General features: G+C 44.7%; 18 protein-coding genes. 12 read left to right on the top strand and 6 right to left on the bottom strand.

The features are described from left to right. Positions 1 to 279: 279 nt before the first annotated feature. The gene (locus tag MKY63_RS02805; protein WP_036675694.1) at positions 280 to 438 is read right to left on the bottom strand and encodes a hypothetical protein; all 159 of its coding nucleotides are present in this window, start codon (positions 436 to 438) and stop codon (positions 280 to 282) included. Positions 439 to 572: 134 nt separating this feature from the next. Further along, complete coding sequence (locus MKY63_RS02800) at positions 573 to 1,529, bottom strand: winged helix-turn-helix transcriptional regulator (RefSeq protein WP_036675692.1); 957 nt, start codon at positions 1,527 to 1,529, stop codon at positions 573 to 575. A 376-nt stretch (positions 1,530 to 1,905) separates the two neighbouring features. Between MKY63_RS02800 and MKY63_RS02795 the strand changes: the two genes are divergently transcribed. From MKY63_RS02795 to MKY63_RS02775, 5 genes are read left to right on the top strand one after another with little or no spacing between them, the layout of a single operon-like run. Continuing rightward, a complete protein-coding gene (locus MKY63_RS02795) occupies positions 1,906 to 3,276 on the top strand; it encodes an arabinan endo-1,5-alpha-L-arabinosidase (RefSeq protein WP_339811470.1) in 1,371 nt (456 codons plus the stop codon). Then, positions 3,273 to 4,748 carry an alpha-N-arabinofuranosidase gene (locus MKY63_RS02790; protein ID WP_076215856.1) on the top strand — a complete coding sequence of 492 codons (1,476 nt, stop codon included), beginning with the start codon at positions 3,273 to 3,275 and terminating at the stop codon, positions 4,746 to 4,748. The genes MKY63_RS02795 and MKY63_RS02790 overlap by 4 nt, the downstream gene beginning before the upstream one ends. Before the next feature lie 4 nt (positions 4,749 to 4,752). Then, positions 4,753 to 5,025 carry a DUF6171 family protein gene (locus tag MKY63_RS02785; protein ID WP_076101283.1) on the top strand — a complete coding sequence of 91 codons (273 nt, stop codon included), beginning with the start codon at positions 4,753 to 4,755 and terminating at the stop codon, positions 5,023 to 5,025. 31 nt (positions 5,026 to 5,056) lie between these two features. Then, entirely contained in the window at positions 5,057 to 6,334 is a 1,278-nt protein-coding gene (locus MKY63_RS02780) for a glycoside hydrolase family 27 protein (protein ID WP_076106163.1), read from the top strand. Between the two features lie 12 nt (positions 6,335 to 6,346). After that, complete coding sequence (locus MKY63_RS02775) at positions 6,347 to 7,312, top strand: family 43 glycosylhydrolase (RefSeq protein WP_076215859.1); 966 nt, start codon at positions 6,347 to 6,349, stop codon at positions 7,310 to 7,312. Between the two features lie 80 nt (positions 7,313 to 7,392). Here the strand turns inward: MKY63_RS02775 and MKY63_RS02770 are convergent, their stop codons facing one another. Beyond that, positions 7,393 to 7,920 carry a hypothetical protein gene (locus MKY63_RS02770; protein WP_038569473.1) on the bottom strand — a complete coding sequence of 176 codons (528 nt, stop codon included), beginning with the start codon at positions 7,918 to 7,920 and terminating at the stop codon, positions 7,393 to 7,395. Between the two features lie 236 nt (positions 7,921 to 8,156). Between MKY63_RS02770 and MKY63_RS02765 the strand changes: the two genes are divergently transcribed. Continuing rightward, positions 8,157 to 10,832: a YhgE/Pip domain-containing protein gene (locus tag MKY63_RS02765; protein WP_076215863.1), complete on the top strand. Its 2,676-nt coding sequence runs from the start codon at positions 8,157 to 8,159 to the stop codon at positions 10,830 to 10,832. 82 nt (positions 10,833 to 10,914) lie between these two features. On the opposite strand, the gene MKY63_RS02760 is transcribed toward MKY63_RS02765, so the two are convergent. After that, positions 10,915 to 11,889: an aldo/keto reductase family protein gene (locus MKY63_RS02760; RefSeq protein WP_036675684.1), complete on the bottom strand. Its 975-nt coding sequence runs from the start codon at positions 11,887 to 11,889 to the stop codon at positions 10,915 to 10,917. 66 nt (positions 11,890 to 11,955) lie between these two features. Here MKY63_RS02760 and MKY63_RS02755 point away from each other — a divergent pair, with 66 nt between their 5' ends. Next, a complete protein-coding gene (locus MKY63_RS02755) occupies positions 11,956 to 12,663 on the top strand; it encodes an SGNH/GDSL hydrolase family protein (protein WP_076215872.1) in 708 nt (235 codons plus the stop codon). A 41-nt stretch (positions 12,664 to 12,704) separates the two neighbouring features. Here MKY63_RS02755 and MKY63_RS02750 read toward each other — a convergent pair whose 3' ends face one another. Further along, entirely contained in the window at positions 12,705 to 13,475 is a 771-nt protein-coding gene (locus tag MKY63_RS02750; RefSeq protein WP_036675683.1) for a DeoR/GlpR family DNA-binding transcription regulator, read from the bottom strand. 241 nt (positions 13,476 to 13,716) lie between these two features. Here MKY63_RS02750 and MKY63_RS02745 point away from each other — a divergent pair, with 241 nt between their 5' ends. Genes MKY63_RS02745 through fucU form a run of 4 tightly spaced genes read left to right on the top strand, consistent with a single transcriptional unit; the run spans position 13,717 to position 18,069 of the window. Then, complete coding sequence (locus tag MKY63_RS02745; protein ID WP_076215876.1) at positions 13,717 to 15,483, top strand: L-fucose isomerase; 1,767 nt, start codon at positions 13,717 to 13,719, stop codon at positions 15,481 to 15,483. Between the two features lie 29 nt (positions 15,484 to 15,512). Beyond that, positions 15,513 to 16,958: a rhamnulokinase family protein gene (locus MKY63_RS02740; RefSeq protein WP_076215880.1), complete on the top strand. Its 1,446-nt coding sequence runs from the start codon at positions 15,513 to 15,515 to the stop codon at positions 16,956 to 16,958. Positions 16,959 to 16,978: 20 nt separating this feature from the next. Further along, a complete protein-coding gene (locus MKY63_RS02735) occupies positions 16,979 to 17,629 on the top strand; it encodes a class II aldolase/adducin family protein (RefSeq protein ID WP_038569477.1) in 651 nt (216 codons plus the stop codon). 11 nt (positions 17,630 to 17,640) lie between these two features. After that, a complete protein-coding gene (fucU, locus tag MKY63_RS02730; protein WP_036675675.1) occupies positions 17,641 to 18,069 on the top strand; it encodes an L-fucose mutarotase in 429 nt (142 codons plus the stop codon). Positions 18,070 to 18,144: 75 nt separating this feature from the next. Here fucU and MKY63_RS02725 read toward each other — a convergent pair whose 3' ends face one another. Continuing rightward, positions 18,145 to 20,136, bottom strand: coding sequence for a beta-galactosidase (locus tag MKY63_RS02725; protein ID WP_076215884.1), 1,992 nt, complete (start codon positions 20,134 to 20,136; stop codon positions 18,145 to 18,147). A 264-nt stretch (positions 20,137 to 20,400) separates the two neighbouring features. Between MKY63_RS02725 and MKY63_RS02720 the strand changes: the two genes are divergently transcribed. After that, positions 20,401 to 21,372, top strand: coding sequence for a sugar ABC transporter permease (locus tag MKY63_RS02720; protein WP_036675672.1), 972 nt, complete (start codon positions 20,401 to 20,403; stop codon positions 21,370 to 21,372). The last annotated feature ends 12 nt before the right edge of the window (positions 21,373 to 21,384 follow it).

Genomic DNA, 21,384 nt, shown 5'->3' with positions numbered 1-21,384 from the left:
TGGAGTCCGAAAACATGCTCCAAGGGCTAAAAATATGCAAATAACGTCATCTGGGTCCGTGAGCCACGTGAGATACGTAAGCCACGTGAGATACACGTGAGATGATGGAGACAAGGTTGGAGTAACCAGCCAGCGACCCAAACATAAACAGCGATTCTCCGATATCAGGAGAATCGCTGTTTTTATGACTTCATTCGTTGGAGCAGCTTGTAATTGCGCCAACATAATAAATACAAAATAAACCGGGCAGTGTTCATACCACCCGGCATCTTCCAATCCTTACCGATGCTCAAACAGATCAATGGCACCCAATACGACATGAGCCAGACCAAATCCAAGTACGCCTGTTGCTGCCATCTTATACTTGCTTCCAAGAAAAGCGGCGCTAGAAGCGGTTACGACGGTTCCAAGAACAGCGGGAATTAGACCTTCACGCATTCGAAACACTCCTTCTCGGTGGTTTGGGAGACAAAGTTATTATGGTTCAATATCGAAAAAATATACGAAGCTCAAAAAGACCCCTAAATCAGCGTTAGCTGAATTTAGGGTCTTTTTATTTAAATCAGGGTTGGTTACTCTGCTATTATAACAGCGTTACGAGGGAGGCCCTCTCCAACTTCATGTACATCATACAACACACGTGCCAGTAGGTCCTGGCTATAATTGCCGAAATGTTTTCCGTAAATCGTGAGTCCACGTTTGTTTGTAGGCTTGTCGGTTACTGCGATACGGAATGTGAGTTCACTTTTGTAATCCAATTGAATATCATCAAGGGTCACATCAGAAATCCGACAGCCATCAATGAAGCTGCCTTCATTATTGATACGGATCAGCTTCAGCATGCCGTATTGGTTTAGGTGCGGAGGCCACCAATCGGGGTTAAAAGTTCCCCGGGTATCTCCGAAATCGCCAGGGCTAGTCCAGAATCCGATTTCAATTCCATTTAAATAGAAATAAAGGTCGGACGGATAGTTATCGTTAGACCCAGGAGCTTCAGAGCCGATCTCCATCGAGAACTGAATTTCGCGGAACGTTTGGTTGGCTTTAAGGTAGTTTGGAATTCTATATTCGAGGAACCCTTCAGCCATCCAAATAATTTCGGATTCAATTCGCTGCGGATCTGCAAAATAACGCGGCTCGTCGAAATCCCCGATGATGCTATCTTTGGTAGCCAATCCACAAGTTGGAACAGCCTGATAGTTGCTGTAATGACCTACTTGAATTTCTACTTCGTAAAGATTATCAACATCCTTGCTGCGAAGGTCAACAATAAGCTTGTCCTTATTTAAATAGCAGACCTTTTGAATACCGTGTTTGCCCACTGATGTGTTTATCTCAATGAGACCGCTTTCTTCTAACTTTTTAATATGCATGGTAATGGCGCCGTTGCTGAGGTTCAGTTTTTTGGCAATTTCATTCAGGTTCAAGGCTTGATTGGTGGCAAGGAGCTCTAAAATGAGGATTCTGATTTCTGAGCTTAGTGCCTTGAAAATTTCTAATCCACTCATTAAATCTTTAATATAGATCATTTTATCAATACCTTCTTCCGATTACGTCATAAATTATACTATTTTATAAAATTATAAACTAATAAGGCATATAAATAAAGTATACTTCCTTATTTTGTAGAATGGTCAAATATAAGAGGGATTTTTGGCATGATTTTCTTTTAATTTAGTAAAATTTAAACAAACAAAGGATTAAACTAAAGAAAAAGACGATTATTTCGCCATAATTCATTTATTTCGAGTTTAATTTCATATAAACATAAAAAGGTTTATAGAAATATATTTACAAGGCTTTTTATATATGTTATTTTATATTGTAAGCGAATACATATTTTTTCATTTTAAATTTAATATTTATTGCTGCTCAATCTGTTGCTATTTCTGAGGTGATAATTTAATGGTAAAAAAGACAACAGATCTTGTCTTTCCATGTTCCCCAGGGAACATGCCAATGTATGATCTATCAGTGATTGATATTGAGTCTTTATGGACGCTTCACAACACACATGATCCAGGCATTATTAAAACAGATGAGGGTTACTATGTTTTTTCTACCGATATAAGAGTCGGAGGAGAATTACGTCCAGGCGTAATGGTTCGAAAATCACAGGATCTTATCCATTGGGAATGGGTTCATTATGCGCTGCCGGGAATTCCCCGAGTTGCGAAGGAATGGGCAGGGGCTACTAATTTATGGGCACCCGATGTGGTGAAATACGGTGATCAGTATCGAATGTATTACTCGGCCTCATCTTTTGGAAGTAGACAATCGCTAATCGGACTTCAAACTTCATCTTCTATTGAGGGACCTTGGACCGATGAAGGTGTGGTGATTCAGACGCGTGCTGAAGATTCACTGAATGCGATTGATGCAAATGTGCTTACGGATGCAGATGGACGGATGTGGATGGTGTATGGTTCTTTTTTTGGTGGAATTCATATCATTGAGCTGAATGCGGAAACGGGCAAACCGAAGCAAGAAGGTTTTGGTACGCTGATCGCTAAACGGGATAACACCATTAAAGATGGAGCAGTTGAAGGACCGTACATAGTGTATAACGAGCAATTCAAAAAATACTATTTGTTCGTCTCCTATGACTCCCTGTTTGAGGATTATAACGTTCGTGTCGCTCGTGCAGATACTATTACCGGCCCATATGTGGATTATAACGGACGAGATATGAGTGATAGTGCGCATCAACCCCGATATGAGGTCGGCAATAAAATACTGGGTGGCTATCGCTTTGGACAAGATCCAGGTTGGATTGCTCCCGGCCATAACTCAGTTCTTCATGAGGATGGCAGCTATTATATAGTTCATCATGCACGTGGTGAAATCGATAAACATTGGTCCTATTTACAGGTTCGTCGAATTCTGTGGACAGAGGATGGTTGGCCTGTTGTATCTCCAGAACGGTATGCGGGTGAAGTGGAACAGGATATTCCAGAACAGCTAATCGCAGGACAGTGGGAATGGATTGTAATGGACCCCTCAGTGGATGGCCAGATTCAGTCTACCCTCATAAGTCTATCGTCTGACTTTAAGCTGGAAGGTGCGAATGGAAAGGGAAGCTGGTCTTTTGATGGACGCAGAGTCCTGACCTTGGTCTGGAATGACGTTATCGAGGGTAAAGGCCGGATAGAGAAGGTGCAATTGCTTCCGTCATGGGATTGGGAGAAAGAAACTCAGACCCTTGTATTTACTGGATTAAATGAAAATGGAATTTCCATCTGGGGTAAGCAAAAGAATGGAGAAGAGAATAGATGACTACTATCAAGCTACATGCAGGTAAAGGAATTAATAAGATTAGCAAGTATCTATATGGTCATTTTGCCGAGCATTTGGGCAGATGTATCTATGATGGGATCTATGTGGGGGAAGATTCGCCGATTCCGAACACCAAGGGCTTTCGCAACGACATCCTAGCAGCACTCAAAAAAGTTAATATTCCTGTCCTTCGTTGGCCGGGGGGCTGTTTTGCCGATGAGTATCATTGGAAGGATGGCGTCGGTCCAAAAGAAACCCGTAAGCGGATGGTGAATACGCACTGGGGCGGTGTCGTCGAGAATAATCATTTTGGGACTCATGAATTTTTTGAATTATGTGAGTTGCTGGATTGTGAACCATATATCTGCGGGAATGTTGGCAGTGGCACTGTTCAGGAGATGTCGGAGTGGGTTGAATATATGACCTTTGAAGGCGAATCACCGATGGCGGATTGGCGTCGTGAAAATGGGCGTGAAGAGCCGTGGAAGTTGAAGTATTTTGGTGTAGGTAATGAGAACTGGGGCTGCGGCGGCAATATGCGTCCAGAATATTATGCAGATTTGTACAGACGTTACCAGACATATGTGCGTAATTATGGTGAAAATCAGATCTATAGAATCGCTGGTGGCGCCAACGTTGATGATTATAATTGGACAGAAGTGCTAATGCGCGAAGCTGGACGGTTTATGGATGGTCTCAGTCTTCATTCGTATACGATTCCTGGAAGCTGGGAAGAGAAACGTTACGCTTTAGGTTTTGACGAAGCCGAATGGTTTGAGACTATGCAAAAAACCTTGCATATGGATGAACTGATTACCAAACATTCAGCGGTAATGGATAAATATGATCCGGATAAGCGGGTTGGAATGATTATAGATGAGTGGGGAACCTGGTTCTTAAATGAACCTGGTACGAATCCGGGGTTCCTGTATCAGCAGAATACACTCAGAGATGCATTGGTAGCAGGGGTAACGCTGAATATTTTCCAAAAGCATAGCAGTCGTGTGCAAATGGCGAATTTGGCTCAAGTGGTCAATGTACTGCAGGCTCTTATCCTGACGGAGGGCGACAAGATGATTCTAACGCCTACCTATCATGTATTTGAAATGTACAAAGAGCATCAGGATAATGAACTGCTTGAAGTAACTGTTGAGAGCCCTGATTATACGTTTGGGGAGCTAACAATTCCACAGATTAGCGTTTCTGCTTCTCGCGATACGAATGGCAAAGTATATGTTTCTCTCTGTAACTTGAGCCATAATGACAGCGCATCGCTAAGTATTGGTATTGAAGAGGTTACCTTTAGCAAAGTGACAGGTCAGATCTTAACGCATTCCGTGCTGGGTGCGCACAATACGTTTGAGGCACCGGATACAGTTACTCCAGTAGCTTTTGAGGGTGCATCTTTATCGGGTGAAAAGCTGAGCTGCGAGCTTCCACCTGCTTCTGTAGTAGTCTTGACTCTGGAATAATATCATGTCAGAGAATCAAGAAAAAAACCGTCGCTGCAAAAGCTGTGATGAGAACATGAGAATAAGCCCAGAAAAACTGGAGCGTTTAATAGAAATAGCCACTAGAGAAAGACCCTTAGCGCCGGAGGAGCAATATTTGCAGCGTATTGAACATTGCCGAGATTGCTCTGGCCTGCAATTTGGTAGCACTTGCCGTTATTGTGGCTGCCTCGTAGAGGTGAGAACAAGATTACAGGACTCTACTTGCCCTTATCCCTCGGCACCTCGCTGGGATTGAATACTAAGTTTTTGAAAAGGACGTGAAAATCATCAAACAAAATTTGTTAGCTGCTACGCCCCCGATGGGCTGGAATAGTTGGGACTGTTACGGAGCCAGTGTAAATGAAGAAGAAGTAAGAGGCAACGCAGAATATATGGCTACCCATTTGAAGGACTTTGGTTGGGAATATGTAGTTGTGGATATTCAGTGGTATGAGCCTGGAGCGAATTCTTCGCAGTATCGCAACTTTGTACCGCTGGTTATGGATGAGTACTCCAGACTTCAACCTGCTGAGAACCGGTTTCCTTCCGCAGCGGGAGGCAAAGGGTTTGCGCCACTCGCTGAATATGTGCATGGATTGGGTTTGAAATTCGGCATACACATTATGCGCGGAATTCCGCGTCAGGCTGCTCATGCGGCCAGTGCCATACTAGGATCTGAGCAAACCGCACGCGATGTGGCTCACCCAAATTCTATTTGTCCATGGAATACGGACATGTATGGAGTAGATGCTTCAAAAGAAGGCAGTCAGGCGTATTATGACTCGCTGTTCCAGTTGTATGCCAGTTGGGGTGTGGATTATGTGAAAGTGGATGATATTGCCGCTTCTCGCATTTATGGATACCACAAAGAAGAAGTTGCTATGATCCGTAAGGCTATTGACCGCAGTGGTCGCGAGATGGTGCTCAGTCTTTCGCCTGGACCTGCTCCAGTGGAAGAGGCTGAACACTTAGCCGGACACGCTAACCTTTGGAGAATGACCGATGATTACTGGGATCATTGGCATTTGCTGCGCGGGATGTTTGAGCGCTGTGAGAAATGGGCTCCTTATGTGCAGCCGGGCCATTGGCCGGATTGTGACATGCTGCCGTTAGGTCATCTGGGCATTCGTTCTGTAGATGGCGGGGGAGACCGGTTCACGCGGTTTACTCATGACGAGCAGGTCACCATGATGACACTGTGGAGTATTTTCCGCTCCCCGTTAATGTTTGGAGGAGAACTTCGGGACAATGATGATTGGACATTATCTTTATTGACCAATAAGGAAGTGCTTCATCTGCATCGTTATGGTAAAGGCGGCAGACAGGTAGCGCTAAATGAGGAGCATGCGATCTGGACATCTGAGGATGAACAAGGTAACCATTATGTAGCTTTGTTTAATCTTAGCGATGAAACATTAACGCTTCAGGTATCATTCGAGCAGCTTAATGTTTCAATTCCTAGTACTATACGTGATCTATGGCAGAGCCGCGATTTGGAAGTAGTTAACGAAGGTATTTCTCAAACTCTTCCACAGCATGGTTCTGTATTGTTAAAGTTTAAATAGAGGAGAGAGATTATGAATACGAGTGTAGAATATAAAAATCCATTGGTGGAGCAGCGTGCTGATCCATGGGTATATAAACATACAGATGGTTATTACTACTTTATTGCTTCTGTCCCAGAATACGACCGGATCGAAGTGCGGAGAGCAACAACAATCGAGGGATTGGCTGCTGCAGAACCGGCTGTAGCTTGGCGTAAATATGAGACGGGTCCGCTTAGTGCAAACATTTGGGCACCAGAGCTCCATTATATTGACGGGAAATGGTACATTTATTTCGCAGCGGCGCGTACTACGGAGACAAAGGATGGATTATTTGATCACCGTATGTTTGCTCTTGAGAATGAATCTGCCAATCCTTTAGAAGGAACATGGGTAGAAAAAGGCCAGGTGAAAACCGCTTGGGAATCCTTCGCTTTGGATGCAACCACCTTCCAGCACAAAGGAAAATTGTATTATGTATGGGCACAGAAGGACCTGAATATTGAGGGGAATTCTAATCTGTATATTTCTGAAATGAATAATCCATGGACGCTAACGGGTCCTCAGACGATGATTGCTACTCCTGAATATGACTGGGAAATTATTGGGTACAAGGTAAACGAAGGAGCTGCAGTGCTTAAACGTAACGGCCGTATCTTTATCAGCTTCTCGGCTAGCGCTACGGATTTCAATTACTGCATGGGACTTTTGGTTGCGGATGAAGACAGCGATCTGCTGGACGCCGCTTCATGGACCAAACTGCCGGAACCGGTATTCCAGACCCACGAAGAGAATGGACAATATGGTCCGGGTCATAACAGTTTTACTGTAAATGAAAATGGGGAAGATGTACTCATCTACCACTGCCGCAATTATAAAGAAATTACTGGCGATCCGCTGTATGATCCGAACCGTCATACTCGTGCTCAAGTCTTCCATTGGAATGAAGATGGTACGCCGAATTTTGGGGTTCCCGTTAAGGATGCTGCTAAACAATAATTCGTTGAGTATATAAAAAAGAGGGTTACTCATAAGCCATGTAGATGGCTGCTGAGTAACCCTCTTTCTTATGTTGCACCTTAAGGTATATATTGTTGAACGATCGAAGTAATTACGCCGTCCTGAATGGTGATGTGATACGGGAACTGGCTCAAGTCGATGACATCCGTATTATTAAATTGATCCATAAATTGCTGTAAGGTGATGGACTCATTCCAGTTGATATCCAAGTCTTCCATGTTGCCAGTGTGATCAAAAATTTGCATCGTCACTGTGGCGTTATCCGCTATCGGATAAGTTGTTAGAGTATCAACATCATTTACAATATAATAACTGTCTGGAGCTCCGCCGATTTCTGCTGCAGCTTCTGGATCTCTTTCAGCAAAGATTCGATCGGCATCAGCACCCTGATACCAGTTTATTTCATCGGTCGTACCGGAGAGCTTGCCATGGTCGGATTCAATAGTATGAAAGTAAACTGTTTGATGCTGGGTCTTGTCACTATCTTGCGCATCTACCCGTGTTCCAACGGTACTTGCAGAAGTAATGAGGGAAAGAAACAACAGAACAACAACCGGTAACACATACGCTGACTTTTTCTTAAACATTATTAATCTCCCCCTTGAGATATGTAAGACGTTGTATAAAACTTATTACCCGCTCCGTTTTTTCTTAAACGGGTTATATATTACTCTTTACGTGAAATGAGCAGTTTTTGTTGCATTTTTTTAAAAGTTTTTTTAAAAAGCAATGAGAAGTCACGAGTTCCCTAAAATGAATAGTAAAAGCTTATCTCCTCGGGCATATTAAAATATCAAAACATGCAGATTAGGGGGAGCAGCGAATGGGCGGAATACTACGGATTTATAGGAACGATTGGCGTAACTTATTCAGAGTTCCTGTGGCCGTATTGCTGGTTGCCGCTTTGGTGGTATTGCCCTCCGTGTATGATTGGGTGAACGTTGCGTCAGTATGGGATCCTTATAGCAATACTTCTGGCATTAAAATTGCAGTTACCAGCTTAGATGAAGGTACTAAGGTACAGGAGAAGGATTTTAATATCGGGAATGAGGTCATGGAAAGTCTTCGGAGCAATAAAAACCTGGGCTGGACCTTTGTAGATGCAGAGACTGCACATAATGGTGTCAAACGCGGAGACTACTATGCCAGTATTGTTATCCCTGCTAATTTCTCCAAACGAATGACTGGAATTCTTGAAGGAACGATTGTGAAACCAGAGATCGAATATACCGTCAATGAGAAAATAAATGCGATTGCTCCTAAAATCACGGATAAGGGCGCCACTTCAATCACCACACAGATCAGTGAGAATTTCACGGAAACGATTAGTGAGACGGTATTTACTGTTTTAAGTCAAATCGATAAGGAATTTCAATCTGAATTGCCCATTATACGCAAGGTAGAAAAAGGATTGTTTAAATTAGAGGCGAGCCTGCCAGAAATTGAAACCGCAGGTAAACGTGTATTGAAAATTCAGGAAAATTGGCCGCAGATTCATGCTTCAGCAGAGCGTATTTCCACATTGGAGAATAAGCTGCCAGAGGTGGAAAAAGCGGGTGAGGCTTTAGAGAAAATTGCTGAGCATTGGCCGCAAATCGCGAGTACCTTAAATCATTTAGGGGGGCTACAGGACAAGCTGCCCAAGATTGAAGAAGCAGCACAGCTAATCGTTCAACTTGATAACCATTATGGTGAAGTTGAACAGATCATGGCTCAGGCCTCGCAAGGTCTTACGGAAGCGCATAAAATCGTTAATGCTGCCTTAACAGCACTGCCTGAGGCAGAAAAGATTGCCACTGCCGGAAATGATTTTGTTCTGGAACTTCAACAATTTTTGGAGAAGAGCAGTGCTGCATTTGAAGCTGTTCCAGCAGCTATCAAACAGAATCTTAATCTCCTACAGCAAACGGAGAACTCAGTGGTCAAGCTTGCTGAACAGTTAAAGGGAGAGGATAACGAGCCGCAAGCTGTACGTGAGCAGCTGGAGGTACTCTCAGCACAGTTGGCTGCAGGAAGCAGCGTGATTGAACACACACTTTCTATGTTAAATGCATTGAACACATTTTCACCTGAAACAGTGTCTATTGCTGATCTTGCAGCATTGAAAGGTGTAGACAGTGTTTTGAACAGTCAGAAGTCCTTGGTAAATGCTATGGCGGCTGACGTTCAGAATAAGGATAACGCTGATTCCAGTGCAATTAACCAATTGTTCCTAAAGTCTGGTCTTGGGAAGCTGGCGATTGCGAAGCTTATCTCAGGGTATGATTCGTCGACAATCCCTGCCATAAAAAATACACTGGAGCAAATAACTTCGGCGGCAGATGTCACAGCCACCGCATTGCAGCAGGTGCCAGATCGCTTACCCGCGCTGGGTACCCTGCTGGAAGAGACAGTGTCGGCGATTGAGTTTGGGCAGACAAGCTTAGCTAGTCTGCAGCAGGATTTGCCAGCTATACGCGAAGCGGTCCACACAGCAGCCAGTGGGGTTGCCGATCAGACCCAGGGCTTTGGTGCCTTCATCCGAGATACACTTCCGCTATTGGAGAGTAGCTTGCCTACTGCAGGGGAAAAGATACAGCAAGCTGCGAACTTCGTGCGTCAGGATCTGCCTACTGTAGAAGAGCGGGTTCATCAGGTCTCGGAGTTGATTCGTACAGGACTCCCCCGTGCGGATAAAGGAGTGGCGCTTGCCGCAGATTTGGTGAGAAATGATCTTCCAGTACTGGAAGACTCGATTCGAAAAGCCGCTTCCACGATCCGCCAAATTAAAGAGGAGATTGATCTGGGGGAGATTGCACAACTGCTCGGAGGAGATATTAAGAGCAAAAGTGATTTTTTGGCCAATCCGGTAGTGTTAAAAGAGAATAAGTTATATCCCATTCCGAATTATGGCTCGGCAATGACTCCTTTTTATGTCGTACTTTCCTTATGGGTCGGAGGCACACTGCTTGTCTCCCTTCTCCGCACAGGTGTGGATACGGGTGGGCTAACGTACAAAAGATATCAATTGTATTTTGGCCGCCTGCTGACCTTCCTTACGGTGGGAATTCTTCAGGGGCTGGTGGCTGTCCTTGGCAACATTTTTATTCTGCATTGTTATGTGGTGAATAAGGTGTGGTTTGTAGTTTTTGGAGTGTTAATCAGCATCGTGTTCGTAACCATTGTATTTACGCTTGTCGCTGTATTTGGCAACCTGGGAAAAGGAATAGCGATCGTGTTCATGGTGCTTCAATTCTCTAGCTCCGGCGGTACATTTCCGATTAGTACGACAGGGCGTTTTTTTCAAATATTAAATCCGTATATGCCGTTTACCTATGCAATTAGTCTGATGCGGGAGGCGGTTGGGGGAATTCTGCCAGAAGTGGCGATTCGTGATGTGATCTATCTGATTATCTTCGGTGTGCTGGCACTCTTGCTGGCATTACTCCTCAAGAAACCACTGGAGCCTTTTATCCATAAGGCTTCTGAACAAGCCGAAGAGTCTAAATTGATTTCTTAAAGAAAAAGAGGATGTGCCTAAGCCATGGTGATGGCTTTTGGCACAACCTCTTTTGTGTACTATATGGCAAGTTTGCAATAGGTTATCTTGCAGGAGCAAAATCAGCTACTGGCTTAAGAATCTCCTCGATCTGCTGTAAAGTATCAGCGGAGAGTACCGCATCTACAGCTTTGGCGTTTTCTGCAACTTGTTCTGGCTTACTGGCACCAATTAATGCTGAACTTACACCAGGCTGGCGCAGGATCCAAGCCAATGCCAATTGCGACAGCTTCAGGTCTAAACTGTGAGCGAGTTCAACCAGCTGTCCAACCACGGACAACACATCATCACGGAGGTAGCTGGAGATTACACCATTAACTGAATTATCCGCTGCACGGGTTCCTGCTGGAGGTTGTTGCCCCGGTTTATATTTGCCAGTCAGAATTCCTTGCGCTAGTGGAGAGAAGACCACTTGGCCCAGCCCCTCACGCTGGGATACTTCAAGGACCTCGTCTTCAATATAACGTTCGAACATATTATAGATAGGTTGATTCGAGATCAGTGGACGCAGATTCAGTCTGCGGCTGATACCAGCAGCATTGGAGATTTGGGCTGCGCTCCATTCGCTAACAGCGGAGTAGAGAATCTTACCTTGAGCAGTCAGATCATCCAGTGCGCGTAGAGTCTCCTCTACAGGGGTCTCTGTATCGAAGCGATGACAATAATATACATCAATATAATCAGTGCCTAAGCGGCGGAGGCTGGCCTCACATTGCTCCATAATGTGCTTGCGGGACAAGCCACGGTTATTAACATCGTCTCCCATGGGGAAAAAGACCTTTGTGCTTAGCACATAAGATGATCTTTCATAGGAACGTAGAGCAGCACCCATCGCTTTTTCGCCTTCGCCACGGTTATATGCATTAGCCGTATCAAAGAAATTGATACCGCATTCAAAAGCTTTGCTTATACAAGCATCGGCTGCCTTTTGCTCTGCTGCGGTTCCATATGTAAGCCAACTGCCTAGTCCGATCTCACTGATTTTGAGCCCTGAATTGCCTAGTCTTCTATATTTCATTTTTCTCTTTCCTCCTTGTATTCTATATGATAACTTTACTTGTATTATAGGAGACATTCAAGTTGAATGATTAATATACTAGTAATCAAGGAGATGAAAGATTCAATGACTAATCCAGCTACTAAAAAATCAAAAGTGATCTTATTTCAGGGTGACTCCATTACGGATGGGAATCGAGGTCGTGATGAAGACCCGAATCATATTCTTGGACATAGCTATGCGTATATCATCGGAGGCAAGCTAGGGAATGAGCGGGCAGAAGAAAATCTGGTATTCTATAACCGCGGAGTGAGTGGAGATCGAATCTCCGATTTATATGCACGCTGGAATGAAGATGCAATTAGCTTGCAGCCTGACATCATTAGTATATTGATTGGGGTAAACGATATTTGGAGAATGATGAAAGGGGAACCAAGTGGAGTTACGGACCGTTTTGAACGCGCTTACCGTCACGTACTTGAAGAAACACGTGAAGTTCTGCCACATACGAAGCTGGTTTTATGTGAGCCTTTTATTTTAAATACCGGAGCTCCAGCTGAACAGTGGACAGAATGGGAAGCGAAGATTAGACATTATCAGGGAGTGGTTAAGCAGCTGTCTGAGCAATTTGATACAGTTTATGTACCTCTACAGGATGCTTTTAACGCAGCTGCAGAGAGAGCAGAGGCAGCCTATTGGCTGTGGGACGGCGTTCACCCGACGACTGCCGGGCATGATCTGATTGCTGGGGAATGGCTGAAGGTCGTTTTGGAAAGTGGTCTTTTAAACAATTAAGTTATAAAGTCATTATCTCTCTTTATCTATGCACCTACTGATCACTCAGCGGGCGCATAGATAAGAGATACATGGTAATTATTTAAGAAATCGATCCATTCCTCAGAAGGCTTCTGATCTGTAACGATATAATCCACTCTATCAAAGCTGAACAACTTAATGAACGCGGTCCGGTCAAATTTGGAGTGATCTACGAGCAGAACCACTTTATTCGCCTGCTGCTGCATAAGCACCTTCAGTTCGCTTTCTTCTTCATTTGAATCACTTAGACCGCCTGTCATGGACAATGCTTTACAGCTGAATATGGCTACATCCACATTATATTTTCGAATTGTCTGTGAAGCGGTATTTCCAACAAAGGAGCTGGTCTCGGGGCCTAAAATTCCACCTGTGGAAATCAGCTTTTGACCGGAGTGTTGAAATTCAGATAATACCACCAGAGAGTTCGTAATAATTGTCAGATTGTTTTTCTCCTCAATAATTCTACGCAAGGCTTCAAACACCGTTGAGCTCGTATCCGTCACCAAGCTGTCTCCATCATTGATTAATTGCAGTACATTATCGGCTATGATTCGCTTCGCTTCAATATTGACCTGATGCCTGCTGGTATAGGAAGGATCTTCATTGGTATGGGCGTTGAGAATGGCTCCACCATAATTTTTTTTGGCAAGACCTTCTTTGTCCAGTTTATCTAGATCCCGCCGAATGGTCTCTTCCGAGACGTTGAATTTTTGCGCTAGCTCTGCGACATGGACCTTCTTCTGTCTGTAAAGCTCTTTAATAATTAGATCCCGTCGTTCAAATGCTTTCATTCGTTCACTCACCTTTATATATAAATCGTCTGCTTTCTAGTGTACTACATTGTTGTTTAAATCTAAAAATAATTACATATTCACATAAAACCACAATATATAATAATTATATCACATAAAACCACACTTTTGTTTAGGTAATATGTTGTTTTGTGTTGACTAAAGCGCTTGCAGATTTTATGATGAAGGAGAAATAGATCTATTAACGATGACTCTAAGATGATCTTGAGGAGGAACGGCATTGATAGAAAACTATCCGAAAATTGGTATCCGCCCAACCATTGATGGCAGAAGAAGAGGCGTTCGTGAATCACTGGAAGAGCAAACGATGGGCATGGCTCAGCGGGTGGCTAAGTTTATTGAAGCGAATTTAAGGTATCCGAATGGAAGTCCTGTAGAGTGCATCATCGCCGATTCTACGATCGGTGGTGTTAAAGAAGCTGCTGCTGCGGCTCAGAAATTCTCCGGGGCTAACGTAGGGGTGTCGATCACCGTGACGCCTTGCTGGTGTTATGGCTCAGAGACAATGGATATGGATTCATCCATTCCGCATGCCGTGTGGGGATTTAACGGAACGGAACGGCCGGGTGCTGTGTATCTAGCTGCTGTTCTCTCTGCGTATGCTCAAAAGGGAATTCCTGCGTTTGGTATCTATGGTGAAGAGGTTCAAGAGTCTAGCAGTGAAGAGATTCCAGCGGATGTGCAGTCTAAATTGCTACAGTTTGCTAGAGCAGGCTTAGCAGTTGCTCAAATGAAGGGAAAATCATATTTATCTATGGGTTCTGTTTCGATGGGGATTGCGGGTTCCATTGTGAATGAACAATTTTTCCAAGAGTATCTGGGCATGCGCAATGAATATATCGATATGTCTGAATATGTCCGGCGCTTTGAAGAAGAGATTTATGATAAAGAGGAATTTAAGCGGGCGCTTGCGTGGACTAAAGAAAACTGCCAAGTTGGCGCCGATAATAATCCGCAGCATCTGCAAATCAGTGCAGAAGAGAAAGAGAAGCAGTGGGAGACCTGTGTGAAAATGACATTGATCGCCCGCGACCTGATGATCGGCAATCCGGTTCTCGCTGAGCTTGGTTTTGCGGAGGAAGCTAACGGCCACAATGCGATTGTTGGCGGTTTCCAAGGCCAGCGACAATGGACGGACCATTTCCCTAACGGCGATTTCATGGAGACGATGTTGAATTCTTCTTTTGACTGGAACGGCAAACGTGCTCCTTATCTCGTAGCGACAGAGAATGACAGCCTGAATGGGGTAACGATGCTGTTCAATTATTTGCTTACGAATACGGCACAAATCTTTGCTGATGTCCGGACCTTCTGGAGTCCTGATGCTGTGAAGCGAGTGACGGGTCATCAATTGGAGGGAGAAGCAGCTCACGGAATACTGCATCTGATCAACTCTGGTTCGGCTGCGCTTGATGGCACAGGTGAGCAAAGGATAGAGGGTAAGCCTGCAATCAAACCTTTTTGGGAGATTACAGACGAAGAGGCTAAGGCTTGTCTAAGCAATACACAATTCCGGCCTGCTTCTCAAGAATATTTCCGGGGAGGCGGCTTCTCTACCGATTATTTAACCCAAGGCGGAATGCCGGTTACTATGGCTCGTTTGAACCTGGTGAAGGGGCTTGGACCTGTTCTTCAGCTTGTTGAAGGTCACACCGTAGAGCTGCCTGAAGAGGTTCATCATACTTTGGATCAGAGAACAGATCCGACATGGCCGACGACCTGGTTCGCTCCTAAGCTAACTAACAGTGGTTCATTCCAATCGGTATATGATGTCATGAATAATTGGGGCGCCAATCATGGGGCGATCAGTTATGGCCATATCGGGGCGGATCTGATTACGCTGGCGTCGATTTTGCGTATTCCAGTAAGTATGCATAACGTTGAGGAATCACGTATTTTCAGGCCACGGGTGTGGTCGTTATTTGGGACGGAGAATCTGGAAGGAGCAGATTACAGAGCCTGTCAGAATTTCGGACCGCTATATTAAAATCTTCTTGTGGAGCAGGTGTGCTTGAAATGGGTGATACGATTAAGCTTCTGGCTATGGATCTTGGCGCCAGTTCCGGAAGAGTGATGTTGGGATTGTATGACGGTAACACCCTTCGCATGGAAGAAATTCATCGGTTTGCTAATACGCCGGTGTATGTTGGCGGGCATTTGTATTGGGATGTTTTGAAGCTCTTCCACGAAATGAAAAAAGGAATCCAGAGAGCTTATAGGGCGCATGGAAAATTGAGGTCTCTAAGCGTGGATACTTGGGGAGTCGATTACGGTTTTATTGATAAAAGAGGGATGTTGCTCTATTCCTCCCATCATTATAGGGATAGGAGAATGGGAAGCCATCGTCTAGGGTTGGAGGCGCTGCTTCCACCAAGGGAGCAATTTAGCATTACAGGTATTCAACCGAGCTTGATTAATACGGTTTATCAGCTGTTTGCTGATTTTCAGGATAATGATTCTCTGCTAGAGGTCGCAGATACTATTTTAATGATGCCAGACCTGTTCCACTATTTATTCTCTGGTATCGCGGCAGCAGAAAGCACGATTTGGAGTACAAGTGGCTTAATGGATGCTGTATCTGGTGAAGTCTCCACTGAAGTATTCAGCAGGCTTAATATTCCGGTTGGTCTAGTGCCACAACGGGTTCAAGCGGGAACGGTTATTGGTTCTATCCTTCCGGTAATTCAAGAGGAGCTTAGCGTAGGTTCAATGGAGGTAATTGCGGGTGCTTCTCATGATACGGCTTCAGCAGTAGCGTCTATTCCTTATTCTCTAAAGGATGATGCAGCATTTATTAGCTGTGGTACATGGTCGTTAGTGGGCATGGAGACGCCTAAAGCTGTCATTACAGAGAAAAGCTATGAATACGGATTCACAAATGAGCAGTGTTACGGCCAATCTAATCGTTTGCTCAAAAATATAACGGGACTATGGATTTTGCAGGAGCTGCAAAGGAATTGGGCAGAAGCGGGAAAATACGTCAGCCAAGGCCAAATGGTTGAGCTAGCTGAAACCATAAATCATGCCCCAGCAATTATTGATCCGAATGATGAACTGTTTAGTACACCCGGTGTGATGACCCAACGGATTAGAGAATATTGCGAACGAACAGGCCAGCAAGCCCCCTACACGAAAGCTGAGATTATTCGCGTCATACTTGAGAGCTTAGCAGAGTCCTATCGCCATACGATTAACGAAATGGAAGAGATCACCGGCAAAAAAATCAATATCATTCATATGGTCGGTGGTGGGATTCAGAATGAACTGCTCTGTCAGCTTACCGCTAATATTACGGGGAGAAAAGTTGTAGCAGGGCCTGTGGAAGCTAGTGCAATTGGCAATATAATTATTCAACTGGCTGCCCTAGGGGAATTGGAAATCTCCGAGGGCAAGCAGGTAGTGGAAAGATCTTTTGCCTTTAAGACATATCAGCCTTCTTTGGTGAAGGTTTGTGAAAAATAGGATACGAGGAGAGAAACCCTATGGATACATTGGAACAAAAATTACGTTTGCAGATTTGTGATATCGGGAGAAACCTGTTTAATAAAGATTTTATCGCGGCTAATGATGGGAATATTTCTGCTCGCTTATCAGAGAATGTAATTCTGACTACCCCCAGAGCGGTGAGTAAGGGATATTTAGAGCCTCATATGCTTGTGAAAGTGAATTTGCAAGGTGAAGTCCTTGAAGCAGCTGAAGGCTACAGACCCTCAACGGAAGCGAAAATGCATCTAAGAATTTATAATGAGCTGCCAGAGATGAAGGGTGTGGTCCATGCACATCCCCCGTATGCTACTGCATTTGCCATAAAAGGTGAGGCGCTCGACAAGATGATGATGCCAGAGTCGGTGATCATGATCGGAGATATTCCATTGGCGGAATATGGAACACCATCGACGGAAGAAATTCCAGATTCACTGATGCCTTTCCTGGGCAAAAAAACTGCGGTCCTGCTCGAGAATCATGGAGCCCTTACTTGGGGAGAAGATGTTATGGAAGCATATCTGAACATGGAGCGGCTTGAGTATACCGCCAAGCTCACCTTCATTACCCGGATGATTGGCGGGGAGAGAGAATTGCCGCAGCATCGGATTGATGAGCTGGTAGCGTTGCGATCATTTTATGGGAAGTAAAGAGGTGCCTTATGTTAAAAGGAATTCCTAAGCTGCTGTCTCCGGAGCTGGTGCGCATTCTGATGGAAATGGGTCATGGGGATGAGCTTGTATTGGCTGATGCGAATTATCCCGGACATTCGTTGAATCCGAGGGTACTGAGATATGATGGCATCGGTATTCCTGACCTGCTGGATGCCATCTTAGAGTTGTTACCTCTGGATCATTATGCAGAGCAACAGGTGGCTTTTATGGCAGTGGTGGCTGGAGATCCAACTGTACCGGTCATCTGGTCCACATACGAGACTATCATTGCCAAACATGATGCTGAAGCGACGATTAAACATGAGGAACGTTTTGATTTCTATAACCGTTCTAAGCAAAGTTATGCGGTTATAGTTACTGGTGAAGAAGCATTGTATGGGAATGTTATTCTTAAAAAAGGCGTTATTAAAAGTTAAAATAACGGAAATGAAGCCGCTAACCGCTTGGGTGACCAAGGAGTTAGCGGCTTTTTATGCTGTAAGGATAAGTATTTATAACCGGATTACTCTGTACTCATATGCACCAAGGGAGAGGGGGCCGCAGGCCACGGATTTGCCTGAGAGAACATCATGTCCGTCCCGCGGGAGTGTGAGACTTCCCCCGTGTCCATCCATATTTACAATGGTCCACACTTCGGCACCTTGGTCATTGCTTCTAGGGCAGACAAGGGTTCCCTTAGTGACATCACTGCGTACGGTAACACCAGTACGTTCTGCATAATGATCAATAAGTTTACATAACATTAGGTCACCTTCTTCACCGGCAGGCATTGAACCCAGCATAACAATAGTACCTTGTCCGTAAGGCTGCTCCGTCAGGAAGGACAAACCCGGCGTCACCCCCTCCGTAATCATTCCGAGACTGGAAGCGGACTCTGAAACGGGTTCAAAAACAGAACTCCACATGGACAAGGGAGCAGATACCCCAAAAGCGTGTCCAATCGTGCCTGTTAATTCCAGCGGATAGATAAACTTAGTTTTGACTCCTGCTAATCGCTCCAATTCCCCAAGTCCGGCATTCCTATGAAGGGTATGCTCCTTCGTTCGTCCTCCGGTAAGAGGACCGACAATCCAAATCCCGCCAGCTGCTGTGAAGGCCAGCGCACTTTCCACATACTCGGGGGACAAATAATGTACGAATGGAGTGAATAACAGCTTGTATCCGGTTAAGTCACCGCCTTCGGGCAGCAGATCCCGGTGAATACCCATATGTAGAATTCTTTTGTAGAAATCGCCCAGCAGACTACGATAATTTAGCTTTCGATGAGGTTCAGTTGCGAGATAAGCTTTGGTTCTGTCCGAATAGGTAATCGCAACATCTGCCCGAAGGGGCCGGGTGGAGAGCATAATTTGTTCAATTTCTTGCCGTGCTTGATTGGCCTCCAGCACATTATCGTACCCTAGAGCGGGTTCTCCCCAGGCACTAAGGATCGAGCTATGTGTTTGTTCACTTCCGGAAGTATGCTGGCGCCAGAGCCAATAGCAAAATGCACCTGCACCCAGCGCATAGGCGGCAACCGCTTCTGCCTTCAGATATCCGTTCGGATGTGGCACACCAAAACTTACTAGAGATGCGGCAAACGAGGGTCCTGTCTCCATTATCCAGAAATCTTTTCCCGGCTTGAAATTTCGCCATAGATCACAGTTAAGCAGATAAGCATGCATATTTTCCTGTGAGGCATAAGTGTCGTAGGCGGCAAAGTCGAGATTCTGAAATAGCCGCTTATTATCTAGATGAAAAGCGACACTGCTGTTGTGGGTAATTGGTGCAGAGGAGTGGCGGCGGATAATATCAGCCTGCTCATCGGCGAATTCAGCGATTTTTTCCATTGAAAATAAGCGGTACATCGTCCGCAGAGATGAATTGTGGAGGAAAGGTGCGGGTCCTGGCTGTGGCACCTGATCAAAACGTTGATAAGTTTGGCTCCAGACAGCTGTTCCCCATGCCTCATTCAACTTTTCAATGGAGCTGTAGCGCTGCTGCAACCAGATATGCCATAAGCCTTTACAGGTCTCACACATGCACTCCGCCACATGCGCTTTGAATTCGTTATCGAGCTGCCAGGCGGTTAACCCCGGAAGTGCTCCGGTCTCCTTGGCAATATGCTCCGTAATGATGGCAGCCCGCTCACGAAAATAAGGATTGTTCGTACAGATATGCTGCCGTGCTCCATGTCCCATTACCGTTCCGCTCTCATCCACATAACAGCGCTCAGGATGTCCATGGGTAAGCCAAATGGGGGGTGTAGGTGTCGGCGTACACATTACTGTGTCAATTCCGTTTCTATGTAACCTTTCGATATATTTCACGACGGGACGGATATCAATCTTATCTTCTTCTGGCTCCAAGGCAGACCAAATGAATTCTCCGATTCGTACGATATTAATCCCCGTTTCTTTCATTAGAAGGATGTCCTGCTCAAGCACCTCTTCACTCCATAGCTCGGGATACCAAGCAGCACCATAGTATAACTTGTTCTTCAATTCAGCTCCCCCTTTAAGGCAAACATTTGCTGGAAATCATCACTTGGAATCATAGGTTGTTAGGGTCTTGCGGGCAATAGTAAACTTTTGCGCGGTTTGGACTTTTTAGATAAAATGGGATTTTTAGCTTATATAGAGCGTTCAAAAAAGTCCGATTGCTGGAAAAAATCACTAGCAGCATAATAGGAGTCGCAGTAAGGGTGATTGCAGTAATCCATGGCTACAGTAATCGCGAGCTGTACATGACAAATGGAGGTGAACAGGATGAAGCACGTAACAGTTCCGGGAACTGCAGAACAACAGCCAAAGCCGCAGACCTATCGAAATATCCGGGTAAGAAGATGGAAACGTTTTAAACGTGATAAATGGTTATATATTCTGCTGCTCCCTGGAGTCCTTTATTTTCTTGTTTTCAAATATGTTCCGATGTGGGGCGTACTGTTGGCTTTTAAGAATTACCAGCCGTTTCTTGGTTTTCAGAAAAGTGAATGGGTAGGTTTTGAGCATTTTCGTGTTTTTTTCCAGAATCCCGATTTCTTTATGCTGCTGCGCAATACGTTATTGTTATCTTTTTATAATTTGATTTTCTTTTTTCCGGCGCCGATTATTCTGGCACTGCTTCTAAACGAAATACGGCTTTCCTTCTATAAAAAGACGATACAAACGATGATTTATGTTCCGCACTTTATATCCATGGTCATTGTGGCCAGTATGAGCTATGTATTTCTAACTACGGAAGGCGGGACTGTAAATGAGTTTTTGTATACGTTTACAGGCAGGAAAATAGACTTTCTAGCTAATCCCGACTGGTTCCGTCCATTGATTATTCTCCAGACGATCTGGAAGGAGTGCGGTTGGGGGACAATTATATTCCTGGCAGCGCTGGCCGGTGTAGATGTGGAGCAATATGAGGCTGCGGTAGTAGACGGTGCGAACAGGTGGCGGCAGATTTGGCATATTACGTTGCCTGCTATTCGCAGTACAATCGTTATTTTACTTATTCTTCGGATGGGAACGATTTTGGATAACGGTTTTGAACAAATTTATTTAATGATGAATGCTCTTAATCGTGAAGTAGGGGAGGTGTTCGATACCTATGTATACGCACTGGGAATCACCCAGGGAGCTTTTAGTTACAGTACGGCTGTTGGATTATTCAAATCAATAATCGGTGTGACGCTTGTGCTCGGGACGAATTGGATCGCCAAAAAATTTGGTGAATCCGGACTTTATTGAGAAGGGAGAAGC

Source organism: Paenibacillus sp. FSL R7-0189 (assembly GCF_037969925.1).
Taxonomy (GTDB): domain Bacteria; phylum Bacillota; class Bacilli; order Paenibacillales; family Paenibacillaceae; genus Paenibacillus_AQ; species Paenibacillus_AQ odorifer.
This window is presented reverse-complemented; position numbering and strand designations above follow the sequence as displayed.

Coding starts and splice junctions, on each gene's coding strand:
- MKY63_RS02790 (WP_076215856.1), top strand. CDS start 3,273: ATGACTACTATCAAGCTACATGCAGGTAAAGGAATTAATAAGATTAGC.
- MKY63_RS02755 (WP_076215872.1), top strand. CDS start 11,956: ATGATTAATATACTAGTAATCAAGGAGATGAAAGATTCAATGACTAAT.
- MKY63_RS02740 (WP_076215880.1), top strand. CDS start 15,513: ATGGGTGATACGATTAAGCTTCTGGCTATGGATCTTGGCGCCAGTTCC.
- MKY63_RS02795 (WP_339811470.1), top strand. CDS start 1,906: ATGGTAAAAAAGACAACAGATCTTGTCTTTCCATGTTCCCCAGGGAAC.
- MKY63_RS02800 (WP_036675692.1), bottom strand. CDS start 1,529: ATGATCTATATTAAAGATTTAATGAGTGGATTAGAAATTTTCAAGGCA.
- MKY63_RS02750 (WP_036675683.1), bottom strand. CDS start 13,475: ATGAAAGCATTTGAACGACGGGATCTAATTATTAAAGAGCTTTACAGA.
- MKY63_RS02720 (WP_036675672.1), top strand. CDS start 20,401: ATGAAGCACGTAACAGTTCCGGGAACTGCAGAACAACAGCCAAAGCCG.
- fucU (WP_036675675.1), top strand. CDS start 17,641: ATGTTAAAAGGAATTCCTAAGCTGCTGTCTCCGGAGCTGGTGCGCATT.
- MKY63_RS02735 (WP_038569477.1), top strand. CDS start 16,979: ATGGATACATTGGAACAAAAATTACGTTTGCAGATTTGTGATATCGGG.
- MKY63_RS02770 (WP_038569473.1), bottom strand. CDS start 7,920: ATGTTTAAGAAAAAGTCAGCGTATGTGTTACCGGTTGTTGTTCTGTTG.
- MKY63_RS02805 (WP_036675694.1), bottom strand. CDS start 438: ATGCGTGAAGGTCTAATTCCCGCTGTTCTTGGAACCGTCGTAACCGCT.
- MKY63_RS02760 (WP_036675684.1), bottom strand. CDS start 11,889: ATGAAATATAGAAGACTAGGCAATTCAGGGCTCAAAATCAGTGAGATC.
- MKY63_RS02785 (WP_076101283.1), top strand. CDS start 4,753: ATGTCAGAGAATCAAGAAAAAAACCGTCGCTGCAAAAGCTGTGATGAG.
- MKY63_RS02765 (WP_076215863.1), top strand. CDS start 8,157: ATGGGCGGAATACTACGGATTTATAGGAACGATTGGCGTAACTTATTC.
- MKY63_RS02775 (WP_076215859.1), top strand. CDS start 6,347: ATGAATACGAGTGTAGAATATAAAAATCCATTGGTGGAGCAGCGTGCT.